The 14,596-nt window shown below is 72.3% G+C and carries 14 protein-coding genes; 8 read left to right on the top strand and 6 right to left on the bottom strand.

Annotated features, from left to right (window positions below; all coding sequences use genetic code 11):
* Positions 1-52: 52 nt before the first annotated feature.
* Complete coding sequence (gene uvrB / locus RIN80_RS07515) at positions 53-2,197, bottom strand: excinuclease ABC subunit UvrB (RefSeq protein ID WP_309094722.1); 2,145 nt, start codon at positions 2,195-2,197, stop codon at positions 53-55.
* Between the two features lie 40 nt (positions 2,198-2,237).
* Positions 2,238-3,110, bottom strand: coding sequence for an MHYT domain-containing protein (locus RIN80_RS07510; RefSeq protein ID WP_309094721.1), 873 nt, complete (start codon positions 3,108-3,110; stop codon positions 2,238-2,240).
* A 291-nt stretch (positions 3,111-3,401) separates the two neighbouring features.
* Here RIN80_RS07510 and RIN80_RS07505 point away from each other — a divergent pair, with 291 nt between their 5' ends.
* Positions 3,402-4,277 carry a glycerophosphodiester phosphodiesterase family protein gene (locus RIN80_RS07505; RefSeq protein ID WP_309094720.1) on the top strand — a complete coding sequence of 292 codons (876 nt, stop codon included), beginning with the start codon at positions 3,402-3,404 and terminating at the stop codon, positions 4,275-4,277.
* A 146-nt stretch (positions 4,278-4,423) separates the two neighbouring features.
* The gene (locus RIN80_RS07500; protein ID WP_309094719.1) at positions 4,424-4,978 is read left to right on the top strand and encodes a methylated-DNA--[protein]-cysteine S-methyltransferase; all 555 of its coding nucleotides are present in this window, start codon (positions 4,424-4,426) and stop codon (positions 4,976-4,978) included.
* A gap of 9 nt (positions 4,979-4,987) precedes the next feature.
* Here RIN80_RS07500 and RIN80_RS07495 read toward each other — a convergent pair whose 3' ends face one another.
* A complete protein-coding gene (locus RIN80_RS07495; protein WP_309094718.1) occupies positions 4,988-5,416 on the bottom strand; it encodes a VOC family protein in 429 nt (142 codons plus the stop codon).
* Positions 5,417-5,523: 107 nt separating this feature from the next.
* Here RIN80_RS07495 and RIN80_RS07490 point away from each other — a divergent pair, with 107 nt between their 5' ends.
* Together RIN80_RS07490 and RIN80_RS07485 are read left to right on the top strand one after the other, a co-directional pair.
* Positions 5,524-6,432, top strand: coding sequence for a pseudouridine-5'-phosphate glycosidase (locus tag RIN80_RS07490; protein ID WP_309094717.1), 909 nt, complete (start codon positions 5,524-5,526; stop codon positions 6,430-6,432).
* A 323-nt stretch (positions 6,433-6,755) separates the two neighbouring features.
* On the top strand, positions 6,756-7,661 hold the full coding sequence (locus tag RIN80_RS07485) for a PfkB family carbohydrate kinase (protein WP_309094750.1): 906 nt from the start codon (positions 6,756-6,758) through the stop codon (positions 7,659-7,661).
* Positions 7,662-7,738: 77 nt separating this feature from the next.
* Here RIN80_RS07485 and RIN80_RS07480 read toward each other — a convergent pair whose 3' ends face one another.
* Positions 7,739-8,530, bottom strand: coding sequence for a methyltransferase domain-containing protein (locus RIN80_RS07480; RefSeq protein ID WP_309094716.1), 792 nt, complete (start codon positions 8,528-8,530; stop codon positions 7,739-7,741).
* 265 nt (positions 8,531-8,795) lie between these two features.
* Between RIN80_RS07480 and RIN80_RS07475 the strand changes: the two genes are divergently transcribed.
* Positions 8,796-9,923 (top strand): magnesium and cobalt transport protein CorA, encoded by a 1,128-nt coding sequence (locus RIN80_RS07475; protein ID WP_309094715.1) that lies wholly within the window; start codon positions 8,796-8,798, stop codon positions 9,921-9,923.
* A 33-nt stretch (positions 9,924-9,956) separates the two neighbouring features.
* Here the strand turns inward: RIN80_RS07475 and RIN80_RS07470 are convergent, their stop codons facing one another.
* Complete coding sequence (locus RIN80_RS07470) at positions 9,957-10,388, bottom strand: CBS domain-containing protein (protein ID WP_309094714.1); 432 nt, start codon at positions 10,386-10,388, stop codon at positions 9,957-9,959.
* Between the two features lie 258 nt (positions 10,389-10,646).
* Complete coding sequence (locus RIN80_RS07465; protein ID WP_309094713.1) at positions 10,647-11,288, bottom strand: uridine kinase; 642 nt, start codon at positions 11,286-11,288, stop codon at positions 10,647-10,649.
* A gap of 138 nt (positions 11,289-11,426) precedes the next feature.
* On the opposite strand from RIN80_RS07465, the gene RIN80_RS07460 reads away from it, so the two are divergent.
* From RIN80_RS07460 to RIN80_RS07450, 3 genes are all read left to right on the top strand, one after another.
* On the top strand, positions 11,427-12,125 hold the full coding sequence (locus RIN80_RS07460) for a DUF2293 domain-containing protein (protein WP_309094712.1): 699 nt from the start codon (positions 11,427-11,429) through the stop codon (positions 12,123-12,125).
* A gap of 222 nt (positions 12,126-12,347) precedes the next feature.
* Positions 12,348-12,827, top strand: coding sequence for an anthrone oxygenase family protein (locus tag RIN80_RS07455; RefSeq protein WP_309094711.1), 480 nt, complete (start codon positions 12,348-12,350; stop codon positions 12,825-12,827).
* Between the two features lie 137 nt (positions 12,828-12,964).
* On the top strand, positions 12,965-14,455 hold the full coding sequence (locus RIN80_RS07450) for a glutamate synthase subunit beta (protein WP_309094710.1): 1,491 nt from the start codon (positions 12,965-12,967) through the stop codon (positions 14,453-14,455).
* Positions 14,456-14,596 lie beyond the last annotated feature (141 nt).

Here is a 14,596-nt window from a genome sequence, read left to right as displayed (position 1 = left end):
CCGGTCCGCACTTTGTGTCGGTCTTGCAACACAGCGAGTACGCGGTGCGCTGTCAGGCCAGGCCTGCCTCCTTCATCTGGCGCAGCTCCTTCTTCATTTCGGACACTTCGTCGCGCAGCCGGGCCGCGATCTCGAACTGCAGGTCCGCGGCGGCGGCCCGCATCCGCGTGGTGAGTTCCTCGATCTGCTCGGCGAGTTCGGCCGCGGGGCGGTCGGTGGGCACGGTCTCCTTGGCCTTGCCCTTGCCCCTGGCGGGCTTGGCCGCCTCGGCCGCCTTGCCGAGGGAGGGGACGGGCGCCTTGGTGCCGCCGCCGTCCTTCCTGGACTTGCGGTAGCCCGAGCCGAGCAGCTGCTCGGTGTCGATGTCCTCGCGGGCGATCTGGGCGACGATGTCGTTGATCTTCTTGCGGAGGGGCTGGGGGTCGATGCCCTTCTCCGTGTTGTACGCGATCTGCTTCTCCCGGCGCCGGTTGGTCTCGTCGATGGCCTTCTCCATCGCCGGGGTGATCTTGTCGGCGTACATGTGGACCTGGCCGGAGACGTTGCGCGCGGCGCGGCCGATGGTCTGGATCAGGGACGTGCCGGAGCGCAGGAAGCCCTCCTTGTCGGCGTCCAGGATCGCCACCAGGGACACCTCGGGCAGGTCGAGGCCCTCACGCAGGAGGTTGATGCCGACGAGCACGTCGTACTCGCCGGCGCGCAGCTCGCGCAGGAGCTCGACGCGCCGGAGGGTGTCGACGTCGCTGTGCAGGTAGCGCACCTGGATGCCGAGCTCCAGGAAGTAGTCCGTGAGGTCCTCGGCCATCTTCTTGGTGAGCGTGGTGACCAGGACGCGCTCGTCCCTCTCGGTGCGCTGGCGGATCTCGTGCACCAGGTCGTCGATCTGGCCCTCGGTGGGCTTGACGACGACCTCCGGGTCGACGAGGCCGGTGGGGCGGATGATCTGCTCGACGTAGCCGTCCGCGCGGGACATCTCGTAGGTGCCCGGGGTGGCCGACAGGTAGACCGTCTGGCCGATGCGCTCCTGGAACTCCTCCCACTTCAGGGGGCGGTTGTCCAGGGCGGAGGGCAGCCGGAAGCCGTGGTCGACGAGGGTGCGCTTGCGGGAGGCGTCACCCTCGTACATGGCGCCGATCTGCGGCACGGTGACGTGCGACTCGTCGATCACCAGGAGGAAGTCGTCCGGGAAGTAGTCCAGCAGCGTGTTGGGCGGGGAGCCGGGCAGGCGGCCGTCGAAGTGCATCGAGTAGTTCTCCACGCCGGAGCAGGTGCCGATCTGGCGGAGCATCTCGATGTCGTAGGTGGTGCGCATGCGCAGCCGCTGGGCCTCCAGGAGCTTGCCCTGCTTCTCCAGCTCCGCCAGGCGCTCGCCCAGCTCCTTCTCGATGTCGTTGACGGCGCGCTCCAGGCGCTCGGGGCCCGCGACGTAGTGGGAGGCCGGGAAGACGTACAGCTGCTGGTCGTCGCTGATGATCTCGCCGGTGAGCGGGTGCAGGGTGGAGAGCGCCTCGATCTCGTCGCCGAACATCTCGATGCGGACGGCGAGCTCCTCGTAGACCGGGAAGATCTCGATGGTGTCGCCGCGGACGCGGAAGGTGCCGCGGGTGAAGGCCATGTCGTTGCGCGTGTACTGGATGTCCACGAAGCGGCGCAGCAGATCGTCCCGGTCGATCTCCTCGCCGACCCGGAGGGGGACCATGCGGTCCACGTACTCCTGCGGGGTGCCGAGGCCGTAGATGCAGGAGACCGAGGCGACCACGACGACGTCGCGGCGGGTGAGCAGCGAGTTGGTCGCGGAGTGGCGCAGGCGCTCCACCTCCTCGTTGATCGAGGAGTCCTTCTCGATGTAGGTGTCCGACTGCGGGACGTAGGCCTCGGGCTGGTAGTAGTCGTAGTACGAGACGAAGTACTCGACGGCGTTGTTCGGCAGCAGCTCGCGGAACTCGTTCGCCAGCTGGGCGGCCAGCGTCTTGTTCGGCGCCATCACGAGCGTGGGGCGCTGGAGCTTTTCGATCATCCACGCGGTGGTGGCGGACTTGCCGGTGCCGGTCGCACCGAGCAGGACGACGTCCTTCTCGCCCGCCTGGATGCGCCGGGCGAGCTCGGCGATGGCCGCCGGCTGGTCGCCGCTGGGCTGGTAGGGGCTGACGACCTCGAAGGGCGCCACCGTGCGTTCGATCTGGGAAACGGGCCGCATGGGTTCCACCGTACGACCTCCCACTGACAACCTGCTCTGATCAGCGGTTCTGCGGGGTGCGGGAGCCCGGGTGCCGCACGGGGCGGCGGGGGCGGAACCGCAGGCGGTCCGGGTTGTGGTGGACGGTGTGGTGCGTGCGGGCGGGGATGCCGGGCTTGTCCTCGACGAGTGCGACGGCGGGCTTTCCCATGACCATCAGCGGGTCGAACATCACCACGACGCCGGCGAGCAGGAGGAAGGCGAGGGGGCCGATCAGCATGGGGGCGAGCAGGGTGGCGGGCGACTCCCCCGTGGTGGGCTCGGCCGCGCCGTGGAGGTGGACGTCGAGGGCGGCCATCCCGGTGTAGTGCATGCCGCTGACGGCGAGCCCCATGACGAGGCTGGCGCCGACGCTCCACAGCAGGCCACGGACCTGGCCGGCCGCCCACAGGGCCGCGGTGGCGGCGCACATGGCGATCACGACGGAGGCGCCGACGGTGAGGGTGTTGTACTCGAACGTCCCGTCCAGGCTCATGCTCGCCATGCCGAGATAGTGCATCGAGGCGATGCCCAGGCCGGTGATCGTGCCCCCGGTGAACAGGGCCGTTCCGCGGGCGCCCCTGTAGCCGACGATGAAGATCCCTACGCCCACCATCACGATCGCGACGGCCAGGCTCGCGAAGGTCATCGCCTTGTCGTAGTGGATCGGCGTCCCGCGGACCGTGAAGCCCATCATGGCGATGAAGTGCATGGTCCATATGCCGGAGCCGATGGCGGCCGAGCCGAGGGCGAGCCAGCCGGGGCGCCAGGACTGGGCGACGAGCATGGATCTGGTGGTGCAGCGCAGTCCCAGGGCGCCGCCGAGGCAGGCCATGAGGTAGGCGACCAGGGGTGTGACCAGGCCGTAGCTGAATCCGTCGACCGTGCCCTGCATGCGCGGCTGCCCTTCCCGCCCTTTGCGTCCCGGAATACCTGATGTGCGCCCCCTCCCAGGACCGCACGAGCGGTCAGGGTCGACGCAGAGAGTATGACCCCCACCGGAATGGTCGAACGACTTTCCGGCAAAGAAACACGGCCCCGCCCCAGTTGTGCGGTACCAGTGAGCGGAGTTGGGTCACCTCCGTTCGGCCTGTGGCCATCCCGCACCCCCCTCGCGTTGACCCTCTGCTGTCAGAGTTGAGCTGTCCGTGATGACGCCGATGACCGTTCGACGCGAGGAGTACGCATGCACGCGCGCGCCGTTGCCGCCTCGACCACCGCGCTCCTGGGGACCGCCGCCCTCCTCTTCCCCGTCTCCCCCGCGCGGGCCGCCACCGACGATGGCGGCCCGCCCCGTGTCATCGCCCACCGGGGCGCCTCCGCGTACGCGCCCGAGAACACGCTGGCCGCGGTGGACAAGGCGGCGGAGCTGGGCATCGGCTGGGTGGAGAACGACGTCCAGCGGACCAGGGACGGCGAACTGGTCGTCCTCCACGACGACAACCTGCGGCGTACCACCGACGTCGAGGAGGTCTTCCCCGGCCGGGCTCCCTGGAAGGTGAGGGACTTCACCGCAGCGGAGATCGCCCGGTTGGACGCGGGCAGCTGGTTCGGCCCCGCCTACGCGGGTGCGCGCGTGCCGACGCTGGAACAGTTCGTGCGCCGCGTCGAGCTCCACCACCAGAAGCTGCTGCTGGAGATCAAGAACCCGGAGTTGTATCCGGGCATCGAGCGGCAGACCCTGAAGGTCCTCAGCAACGAGGGCTGGCTCGACCGGTCGCATCGGGCGAGCCGGCTGATCGTGCAGAGCTTCAGCGCGGACAGCGTGCGGACGGTGCACGCGCTGAAGCCCGGGGTGAGGACGGGGCTCCTCGGGACGCCGCCCGTGTCGGACCTGCCGGGCCTGGCCGGCTACGCCGACCAGATCAATCCGTCGCACGGTTCGCTCACGCTGGCGTACGTCTCGTCCGTCCGTGCGTTCACGGGACCGCACGGCAGACCGTTGAAGGTCTACACCTGGACGGTCGACGACGCGGCGACGGCCCGTCGGGTCGCCGCGTACGGCGTCGACGGGATCATCACGAACCGGCCGGACGTGGTCCGGAGGGCCGTTGGGGAGTGAGCGGCTGGGCGGACGGGTGATCGGCCGCGTCCGCGGGTGACCGGCGGTTTGGTGGTCGCCCGGTCGTCACGGCGGTGATCCGTGGTCCGGCGGTGAGCCGCGGCCGACGGGACGGCGTTGTCGGTGGTGGGTCGTACCGTGGGCGCATGGACAGTCAGGAGCAGGGCGAGCAGCGGGTCGTGTGGGCCGTGGTCGGCACCGCGATCGGTCCGCTGCTGCTGGCCGCGACCAAGGACGGCCTGGTCAACGTCGTGTTCCATGCCACGGACGCGGTGCGGGACCGGGCGGTCGAGCGGCTGGCGTCGCGGTTCGGCACCGAGCCCGTCGAGGCACCCGGTTCCCCGCTGCTGGCCGAGGCGATACGCCAGGTGGAGGCGTACTTCGCCGGTGAGCGCCGGGACTTCGACCTGCCGCTGGACTGGTCGCTCATCTCCGGCTTCAACCGGCAGGTCCTGCGCGCGCTCGCCGCCGGTGTGCCGTACGGCTCGGTCGTGGGGTACGGCGATCTCGCCGGGCGGGTCGGGCAGCCGGGCGCCGCGCAGGCCGTGGGCATGGCGATGGGGGCCAATCCGCTGCCGGTGGTGGTGCCCTGCCACCGGGTCGTCGAGAGCGGCGGCGGCATCGGCGGGTTCGGGGGCGGGCTGGAGACCAAGCGGAAGCTGCTTGCCCTGGAAGGAGTGCTGCCGGAGCCGCTGTTCTGAGGCGGCCCCTCAGTCGTAGTGCCGTGCCTCGAAGACGTTGCCGTCCGGGTCGCGGAAGTAGAAGCTGCGGGTGGCCTTGCCCCGGGCCCCGAAGGAGTCGTACGACAGATCCGACAGCGGCACGGAGCGTTCCCGGAGACGGCTGAGGAGCGCGTCGAAGTCGCCGCGGGACAGGGACAGGCAGACGTGGTTCACGGGGTGGCCGGCGCTGTCCGCGGCGCCGGGCAGCATGGTCATGCGTGCGGCGAAGGCCAGCGGCATGAGGTCGAGGATCGTCTCGTCGTTGACGCGCACGGAGGGGAACGGAACCTCGCCTGCGGCGAACTCGGTGAGCCTGAGCGGCTCCATGCCGACGGCCTTCTCGTAGAAGTCGGCGGCGGCGAGCGGGTCGCGCACCCAGAGGACGACGTGGTCGAGACGTGCTGTGTGGTCCGTCATGCACCTCAGGCTCGTGGGGTGTCCGACGGGCCGCAAGGGTTTGGCCCGGTGTGCCGCCCGCCAGAGATGAGGGAAGACCGACTGGCCGACTGACAGGAGGCAGGCGCGTGGTGCTGGTGGTGTCCGAAGAGGTGCGGGAGGCGCTCGACGCGGGTCGGCCCGTGGTGGCGCTGGAGTCCACGATCATCGCCCACGGGCTGCCGCGGCCTCGCAACCTCCGGGTGGCGGTGGAGCTGGAGACGGCCGTGCGGCAGGAGGGCGCGGTGCCCGCGACGATCGCCGTACTCGACGGGCGGCCCCATGTCGGGTTGGACAAGGAGCAGCTGGAGCGGGTCGCGAACGAGGACGGCATCCGCAAGCTGGGCCATCGCGACCTGCCGCTCGCGATGGCCACCGGAGCCAGCGGGGCGACGACGGTGTCGGCGACGGCGCTGCTGGCGGCGCTGGCCGGGGTACGGGTGTTCGCGACGGGTGGGCTCGGCGGGGTGCACCGGGAGTGGACGGTGACGCAGGACGAGTCGGCCGACCTGGGCCTGCTCGCCCGGACGCGGATCACGGTGGTGTGCGCCGGGGTGAAGTCGATCCTGGACGTGCCGGCGACCCTGCAGCGGCTGGAGACGCTCGGCGTCGCGGTGGCCGGGTACGGCACGGACCGGTTCCCCGGCTTCTACCTGTCCGACTCGGGGCATCCGGTGGACTGGACGCTTGACACGCCGGAGCAGGTGGCGGACGTCATGCGGGCCCAGGACGCGCTCGCCGGTCCCGAGTCGGCGCTGATCGTCGCCAACCCCGTTCCCGAGGAGGAACAGCTCGATCCGGACCTGCACGCACGCGTGCTCGCGGACGCGCTGCACGCGTGCGAGGCGGAGGGGATCACCGGCCAGGCCGTCACGCCGTTCCTGCTCGACTATCTGGTGCGGCACACCGACGGCGCTTCCCTGAGCGCCAACCTGGCGGCGGTCCGCGGCAATGTCCGCCTGGCGGCGCGGATCGCGGCGGCCCGGGCGCGGGGATGAGCGGGGGCGAGGGCCGGGGCGGATCCGGGGGTGGTGCCGGAGCGGGCTCCGCTGGGGACGGTGCCGGTTCGATGGGGGATGCCGCAGCGGGCTCCGCATCGGCCGCCGCCGGCCCGACGGGCAGCGTGGGCTCAGCGAACGCCGCCGGCCCGACGGGCAGCGTGGGCTCAGCGAACGCCGCCGGCCCGACGGGCAGCGTGGGCTCGACGGACGGCGTGCGCCCGACGGACGGCGTGGTCTCGATGGGCAGTGCCGCAGCGGGCTCCGCGCCGGCCGGTGCCCGCGCGCGGGAGGGCGTGGGATCGCCGGGCGGCGCGGGCTCGATGGAGGCCCGGGCGTTGCTCGTCGTCGGGGACGTCGTCACGGATGTCGTCGCGCGGCATCGGGCGCCGCTCGCCGCCGGTACCGACACGGCCGCCGTCATCCGGACGGTGCCGGGCGGTGCGGGCGCGAACGTGGCGTGCTGGGCCGCGCACCAAGGCGCCGCGGACGTGCGGCTGCTCGGGCGGGTGGGGGTGGAGACGGCTGCCTGGCACCAGCGGGAACTGGCTGCGCAGGGCGTGCGTCCGTGCCTCGTCGTGGACCCGCGTGCACCGACCGGCACGGTGATCTGCCTGGTCGACGAGGGCGCTTCGGCGGAGCGGACGTTCCTCACCGACAGCGGCGCGTCCCTGCGGCTCGAACCCGCCGACTGGTCGGACGCGCTGCTCGACGGCGTGGCCCGGCTCCACCTGTCGGGCTATCTCCTGTTCGCGGAATCGAGTCGCGCACTGGCGACCGTGGCCCTGGAGGCGGCACGCGCACGTGGCGTGCCGGTGAGTCTGGACCCTGCCTCGGCCGGGTTCCTGGGACAGCTGGGCGCCGGGCGGTTCCTGGAGCTCGTCGAGGGCGTGGACGTACTGCTGCCCAGCCGGGACGAGGCCTGCCTGCTGACGGGAATCACCGACGCGGCCGACGCGGCGGCCGCGCTGAGCCTGCGCGTTCCGCTGGTGGTCGCCAAGCAGGGGTGCGACGGAGCGCTGGTGGCGCGTGCGGGGAGGGTGTGCGCCCGCGTTCCGGCCGTGCCGGCGAGGCCGCGGGACACCACCGGCGCCGGAGACGCCTTCACCGGCGCGTTTCTCGCCGCCCTGCTCGCGGGCGCCGATCCGGAGGCCGCGGCGGCGGAGGGCTGCCGGGCCGGTGCGCGGGCGGTGGAACGGGTGGGTGGGCGGCCGCCTGTGCCGGAGTGACGGCGCGGCCTGTGTCCCTGATGCGACTGGTCGTCCTGGACCCTTGGTCCTGCCTTCGGCGCTCGCGTTCCTGACGACTATCCCCGGCGCCCCCACGCCGAGATCATGGGCGGGGTCGTCAGATCGAGCGCGCCGGACGTGACGTTCGCGAGGTGCCGGTCGATCTCCTGGTCCGTGGCGAACCCGGCCGCGACGAGCTGGTCGCGGATCTGGCGGATCGTGACGGACTCCAGGGCCGCGCAGGCCGGGGAGGCGAGGGGGAAGTAGGCGTCGGCGTGGACACGGGTCAGACCGGCGTCGCGCAGCATGCGGGGCAGGGTGCGGCCGCAGGGCAGTTCGGTGCCGCGGTCGGCGAGCAGCTTGCGGAAACCGCTCCGCAGCCGGTTCGCGAGCTGCTGCTCGGGGCCGGACTCGTCGGGGCACAACAGGGGCTGGAGTCCGGGGTCGGCGTCCTCGACGAGGAGGCGGCCGCCGGGGCGCAGGGCCCGGACCATGGACCGCAAGGCCCGCTCCCGGTCGGTGACGTGGACGAGGGCGAGACGGGCGTGCACCAGGTCGAAGCCCTCCCCCGGCGGCTCGTGCGACCCGAGTTCGTGGGCGCGCACCTCGACGGGCGGCCGGGCCGCGGAGGCCAGCCGCGCGGTGTCGGTGTCGGTCGCGACGACGCGCCCGGTCGGGCCGACCTTCTTCGCCAGCCAGGACACCACGGTCGTGCCGGCCCCGACCTCCCAGCAGCGCCAGCCGGATCCGACGCCGAGCGTCTCCAGATGCCGGAACGTCGTCGGGTCGAAGAGGGCGGCGAAGGCGCTGAAGTGCTCGGCCTCCTCGGTCTGCCGGGTGTCGAGGAGGTACCCATCGGTTTGCATCATGCGCCGATCATCCCAGTTGTCCGACTTATCCCCCAGAACCTGCCCAGCGCGCCTCACAGAACCTCCTCCGCCCGCCCCGCAGAACCACCCGGCGCCGGCGGGCGTCGAAGCGTCAGGGCCTCACTTCCGCGCGCCGTTCGTCCACAGCCGGGAACCAAGCGGAACGGGTCGTATCCACAGGCTTACCCGCAGCTCATCCGGGCCTGGCAGACTGGCGGGCCAGGGCGCAGGGACGGCGCGAGGGGTTCCACGCAAGGAGATCCGGATGTCCATGGCAGGGAATCTGCGGAAGGTCACGAGCCTCGGCGGGGTCGGCGGCCTGCGCAGGGTGGCTCGGCTGGCCCGGCGGCGTCCGCGCGTCGACCTGAGCCACCCGGCCCGCTCCCCGCTGGGTTCCTCGGTGGTGAACTGCGTGGCGTACCGGGACGGTGTCCGCACCCCCCTGCGCGGCGATCTGGTGGACGTGGTGGAGCGGGTGCGCAAGCACCGGGAGGGCTTCGTCTGGCTCGGCCTGCACGAGCCGACGGACCGGGAGTTCGCGGGCATCGCCGAGCTCTTCGACCTGCACCCGCTGGCCGTCGAGGACGCCGTGGAGGCCCATCAGCGCCCCAAGCTGGAGCGCTACGGCGAGACGCTGTTCGCGGTGTTCAAGACGGTCTGCTACGTCGAGCACGAGGAGCTCACGGCCACCAGCGAGGTGGTGGACACCGGCGAGATCATGGTGTTCGTCGGCCACGACTTCGTGATCACGGTGCGGCACGGCCGGCACGGCTCGCTGGGTCCGCTGCGCGAGGAGCTGGAGTCCGACCCGCAGCAGCTGGCGAAGGGCCCGTCCGCGGTGCTGCACGCGATCGCGGACCACGTGGTCGACGACTATCTGACCGTCACGGATTCGGTGCAGCTGGACATCGACCAGGTCGAGACGGACGTGTTCGCGCAGGACGGCGCGCGGGCCGACCCGGGCCGTATCTACCAGCTCAAGCGTGAACTGCTCGAACTGAAGCGGGCGGTGGTGCCGCTCAGCCGGCCGCTGGAGGATCTCGCCACCCGGCCGATCCGCGCGGTGGATCCCGAGATACAGGCGTACTTCCGCGACGTCTCGGACCATCTGCTGCGGGCGAAGGAGCAGATCGCCGCGTTCGACGAGCTCCTCAACTCCATCCTGCAGGCACATCTCGCGCAGGTCACCGTCGCACAGAACGAGGACATGCGGAAGATCACGGCGTGGGCCGCGATCATCGCCGTGCCGACGATGGTCTGCGGGGTGTACGGCATGAACTTCGACCACATGCCGGAGCTGCACTGGCGGTACGGCTACGGCATGGTCGTCGGCGTCATATCCGTGGCGTGTCTGTCGCTGTACCGGATGTTCCGGCGCAGCGGCTGGCTCTGACGATGGCCGTGCCCCGCCGCAGGGGCACGCGGGTCAGGCCGTGGTCGTGTTCCTGGCGTAGACACCCTCGGCGAAGAAGGCGATCTGGTCGTCGGCCAGACGCCGGGCCAGGTCGGCTTCGCTGATCATGCCGACCAGTCGCTTGTCCTGGATCACGGGCAGGCGGCGGATCCGGTGCTCGCGCATCTCGCGCAGCACCTCGCTGACATCGGCGTCCGCGTCGATCCAGCGGGGCGTGCCCTTGGCCATCTCGCCCGCGGTCACCCTGGCGGGGTCGTGGCCCAGGGCGACGCAACCGACGACGATGTCGCGGTCGGTGAGGATGCCGCAGAGCCGCTCGTTCTCGTCGCTGATGGGCAGGGCGCCGACGTTCAGCTCGCGCATGAGCTCGGCCGCGCGGTCGAGGGTCTCGTGGGCGGGGATCCACTGGACGCCGCGGTGCATGATGTCTCCGGCGGTGGTCATGAAGTACCTCCCGGTGCCGGACGGCCGGCGCGGCGCGGGGACGCACCGCGAGTCCCGGCGTCCTTCATTCTCGCCGCGCCACCGGACGCCCGCATACGGAGACCACCTGCACACCAAGCCACCCGTATACGGAGACCGCCCGTTGCGGGGACCGCCCGTTACGGAGACCACCCGTACGCAGACCACCCGCACCGGAAACCACCCGAACACGGTGCCGGCCCACGCACAGCCGCACACAGGAATCACTCACCCCCACGCTCACCCGCTCCAGGCGGGATGGCGCGGGTCGTCGGCCCGGACCAGCACGTCGGCCGTGGCCGCCGGGTCCGTCTCCTGCTCGTAGCGTTCGAAGGCCGGCAGGGTCCAGTGCTCGTCCGCGGGGGTGCGGCGGCGCAGGGCGCCCGGGGACAGGAGGACGTGGACGCTCAGATCGAAGGGGAACCAGTGCCGGAGGAGGAAGGGACCGTGCAGCAACAGGAGTCCGTCCGGCGGGAGTTGGACGTAGGCACTGCGGGTGGCCCGGTCGGCGGCCGGGTCCCAGAGGTCCGGCAGGACGCGGCCGTCGCCGCCCGCTTCGAGGGGGCCGAAGACCTCCCGCCACAGGGCGCCGGTGTCGTACCAGCCGCTGTAGTAGGCCTCCACGTCCCGGTGGCCGTACTCCAGCCGGACGGAGGCGGGCCGCAGGAAGCCCTGCGTGCCGACGACGAGCGAGGAGCGGCCGCGCACGCGCAGCGCTTCACGGACGCGGTGGGCGAGGTCGCCCGGGTGAGCGGCCGGGGCGCCGTCGAAGGCGATGCGCGGCCAGGGACTGCCGTCGGCGGGCTTCAGGTCGAGCAGGCGCTCGGCGAGCAGGTCGCCGAGCCGGTCCCAGGTGATCGCTTCGAGTCGCACACGGCCCATGATGCGTCAGGCCCCGGCACGGCGTCTGCGAGGTCACGCCACCCGCGCGGGCGGCGGCCTCGTGCAGGGCGTCAAAGACGCACGGGTCGACCGTCGTGGCACGCGGTGCGCGCTGCCGCCGGAGGGAATGAATCCGGTATGGCCGCTCGCGCGACGCTCCCGCCCCACTCCGGACTTCTCGTCTTCCAGCCCCACAAGCGGCGGCAGTGCGCCGAGTGCCGGCGGGGGCCGCTGTCCTTGCTCGTCCTGGAGGACGGTGCCCCGCGCTGCCTCGACTGCGCGGACCTCGGGCACCTGGTGTTCCTGCCGCGCGGCGACACCGCGCTGACGCGCAGATCGCGCGAGGAGAGCGCGCTGTCGGCGGTGGTGGTGCGGTTCAACCGGCGCAAGAGCCGTTACGAGCGGCAGGGCGTCCTGGTCGAGGAGGCGGCCCTGGCCAGGGCGGAGCAACGGTGTCTCGCGGACGCCGAGGCGCGACGGCGGCGCCGCGCCCGGGACGCGCGGCGTCGGGAGGCTCAGGACGCCCTGTTCGCGCAGGCGTTCGCCGCGGAGATACTCCGGCTGCTTCCGGGGTGTCCGCCCGGCCGGGCGCGGGCCATCGCCGCGCATGCCTCGGAGCGGGGCAGCGGACGGGTGGGCCGCGGCGCGGCCGGGCGGGCGCTGACCGAGGGTGCGGTGATCTCGGCGGTCGTGGCGTCCGTACGGCATCTGGACACGTCGTACGACCGGCTGCTGATGAGCGGTGTGCCGCGGCACGAGGCGCGGCGGCGGATCGCGGCGGCGGTGGAGACGGTGCTGCGGGGGTGGACGGAGGCGGGGCTCGGTTCCACGGGGTGACAGGGAAGGAGGCCCCGTCGCCCGGACGGCGGCAGCCGCCCCGCCCCCCGCTCCCCTTCCCAGCTCCCTTTCTCCGAACGCGGCTGTCCCAGGCAGGGTCCGTGGACGTCGGCGTATGCCCCCGCGCCGCTCGGCGATGGTCACTGGGCTCGTACGGAATTTCACTTGTGGTGGTAGCGGGTGCCGGGCCGGATCCCGGCTCGACGGGCGGAAGAGGCTGACATGACCGACGGACCGTTTTTCTGGCTGACCGTGCTGGGTGCGCTCGGGACCGGCCTGGTGGCCGGGGTGTTCTGCGGCTTCTCGACCTTCGTCGTGCGGGGCCTCGCCGCGCTGCCGTCCGCGCAGGGGGTCGCCGCGATGAAGGCGATCAACGTGGCCGCGGTGACGCCGCCCTTCCTGGCCGTGTTCCTCGGGTCGGCCGTGCTGTGCGCGGTGATCGCCGTGGTGACGTTCGTGCTCTGGCCGGACGAGGGGACGGTGGAGGTGCTGGTGGGCAGCGCGCTGTACCTGTTCGGCTCGTTCGGGGTCACGATGGTCGCCAACGTGCCGCGCAACGAGACGCTGGCCGGGCTGGAGCCGGGCACCTCGGAGGCGGCGACGTACTGGCCGGCGTACGTACGCGAGTGGACGCTGTGGAACCACGTCCGCACGGTGGCCTCGGCCGGGGCGGCCCTGGCCTACGTCCTGGCACTCACCTGACGCCTTCCCCGCACCCGCAACCGCACCCGCCCCCGCACCCGGCGACAGGCAGCGACAGGCAGGCGGACGTATCGTGGCGAGAAGAGTGCCGCCCGACGACGCACGGCCTGTCACCCGCGCACGCAAGGAACACGGCCATGGCCGATCCCAAGGGTTTCCTGACCACGCCCCGCCAGGACTGGCCGCGCCGGCCGGTCGAAGAGCGGGTGCGGGACTGGGACGAGGTCTACGTCCCGGGGGCGCTGCTGCCGATCATCGGCCAACAGGCCGACCGCTGTATGGACTGCGGCATCCCCTTCTGCCACGAAGCCTGCCCGCTGGGGAACCTGATCCCGGAGTGGAACGACCTGGTGTCGCGGGAGGACTGGCGGGCGGCCGTGGACCGGCTGCACGCCACGAACAACTTCCCCGAGTTCACGGGCCGGTTGTGCCCGGCGCCTTGCGAGGCGGGGTGTGTGCTGGCGATCAACCAGCCGGCCGTGACCATCAAGAACGTCGAGTGCGCGATCGCCGACCGGGCCTGGGAGGAGGGCCTCGCGCCGCCGCGGCCGCCGGATCGGCTGTCGGGCAGGACGGTCGCGGTGATCGGTTCGGGACCGACCGGGCTGGCCGCCGCCCAGCAGTTGACCCGGGCCGGGCACACGGTGGCGGTGTACGAGCGGGACGACCGGCTCGGCGGCCTGATGCGGTACGGCATCCCCGCGTTCAAGCTGGAGAAGCACCATCTGGAGCGGCGGCTGGAGCAGATGCGGGCCGAGGGGACCAGGTTCCGCACGTCGACGGCGGTCGGGCGGGACATCGGGGCCGACGAGCTGCGCACCCGCTACGACGCCGTGGTGATCGCGACGGGCGCGACGGCCTGGCGTGAACTGCCGGTGCCGGGGCGTGAGCTGACGGGTGTTCACCAGGCGATGGAGTACCTCCCGCTGTCCAACCGGGTGGGCGAGGGCGATCTGGAGACCTCCCCGCTGTCGGCCGCCGGGAAGCACGTCGTCATCGTCGGCGGTGGCGACACCGGCGCGGACTGCCTGGGCACGGCCGTGCGGGAGGGCGCCGCGTCGGTGACCCAGCTGGACATCTACGCGCTGCCGGACGCGGAGCGCGACGAGGACACCGAGCCGTGGCCGACCTACCCGATGCGGGTCTACCGGCTGTCCGCCGCGCACGAGGAGGCCCGAGACCTGCGGACCGCCCCGGTCGCGAACGCGGACGCTCGGCTGTTCGCGGCGTCCACCCTGCGCTTCGACGGCGACGCGCAGGGGCATGTCCGCTCCCTGCACCTGGTGGAGGTGGACGCGCGGCGCCGCCCGGTGGACGGCACCGGGCGGACGCTTCCGGCCGACCTGGTACTGCTCGCCCTCGGTTTCTCGGGGCCGGACCGGCAGGACGGCCTCGTCGACCAGCTGGGGCTCGAGCTGGAACCCCGGGGCACGATCGCACGGGACGCCGGGTTCGCCACCAGCGTGCCCGGTGTCTTCGCGGCGGGCGACGCCGCCCGGGGCCAGTCGCTCATCGTCTGGGCGATCGCCGAGGGGCGGGCGGTGGCGGCGGCCGTGGACCGTCATCTGACGGGCGGTTCGACGCTGCCGGCGCCGATCGGACCGTACGACCGGCCGATGGCGGTATGACCACCCCACGACCACCCGGCACCGAGGCGTCCGCGGTCAAGGCCGCCGCCTGGCAGGGCATCGCGCTCGACGGCCTCGCCGCGTTCCGGCATCCGAAGACGGACATGCCGGCGGGCGACGGACTCGTCGTGGGGTACGCGA

The organism is Streptomyces sp. (assembly GCF_031181705.1).
In the GTDB taxonomy this organism is placed as follows: domain Bacteria; phylum Actinomycetota; class Actinomycetes; order Streptomycetales; family Streptomycetaceae; genus Streptomyces.
The sequence above is the reverse complement of the archived record's forward strand: the minus strand, read 5'-3'. Positions and strand labels throughout refer to the sequence as shown.

Excerpts from the sequence above, each read along its gene's own strand:
- uvrB (WP_309094722.1), bottom strand. The coding sequence starts at position 2,197 with ATGCGGCCCGTTTCCCAGATCGAACGCACGGTGGCGCCCTTCGAGGTC.
- RIN80_RS07510 (WP_309094721.1), bottom strand. The coding sequence starts at position 3,110 with ATGCAGGGCACGGTCGACGGATTCAGCTACGGCCTGGTCACACCCCTG.
- RIN80_RS07505 (WP_309094720.1), top strand. The coding sequence starts at position 3,402 with ATGCACGCGCGCGCCGTTGCCGCCTCGACCACCGCGCTCCTGGGGACC.
- RIN80_RS07500 (WP_309094719.1), top strand. The coding sequence starts at position 4,424 with ATGGACAGTCAGGAGCAGGGCGAGCAGCGGGTCGTGTGGGCCGTGGTC.
- RIN80_RS07495 (WP_309094718.1), bottom strand. The coding sequence starts at position 5,416 with ATGACGGACCACACAGCACGTCTCGACCACGTCGTCCTCTGGGTGCGC.
- RIN80_RS07485 (WP_309094750.1), top strand. The coding sequence starts at position 6,756 with ATGGAGGCCCGGGCGTTGCTCGTCGTCGGGGACGTCGTCACGGATGTC.
- RIN80_RS07480 (WP_309094716.1), bottom strand. The coding sequence starts at position 8,530 with ATGATGCAAACCGATGGGTACCTCCTCGACACCCGGCAGACCGAGGAG.
- RIN80_RS07475 (WP_309094715.1), top strand. The coding sequence starts at position 8,796 with ATGTCCATGGCAGGGAATCTGCGGAAGGTCACGAGCCTCGGCGGGGTC.
- RIN80_RS07470 (WP_309094714.1), bottom strand. The coding sequence starts at position 10,388 with ATGACCACCGCCGGAGACATCATGCACCGCGGCGTCCAGTGGATCCCC.
- RIN80_RS07465 (WP_309094713.1), bottom strand. The coding sequence starts at position 11,288 with ATGGGCCGTGTGCGACTCGAAGCGATCACCTGGGACCGGCTCGGCGAC.
- RIN80_RS07460 (WP_309094712.1), top strand. The coding sequence starts at position 11,427 with ATGGCCGCTCGCGCGACGCTCCCGCCCCACTCCGGACTTCTCGTCTTC.
- RIN80_RS07455 (WP_309094711.1), top strand. The coding sequence starts at position 12,348 with ATGACCGACGGACCGTTTTTCTGGCTGACCGTGCTGGGTGCGCTCGGG.
- RIN80_RS07450 (WP_309094710.1), top strand. The coding sequence starts at position 12,965 with ATGGCCGATCCCAAGGGTTTCCTGACCACGCCCCGCCAGGACTGGCCG.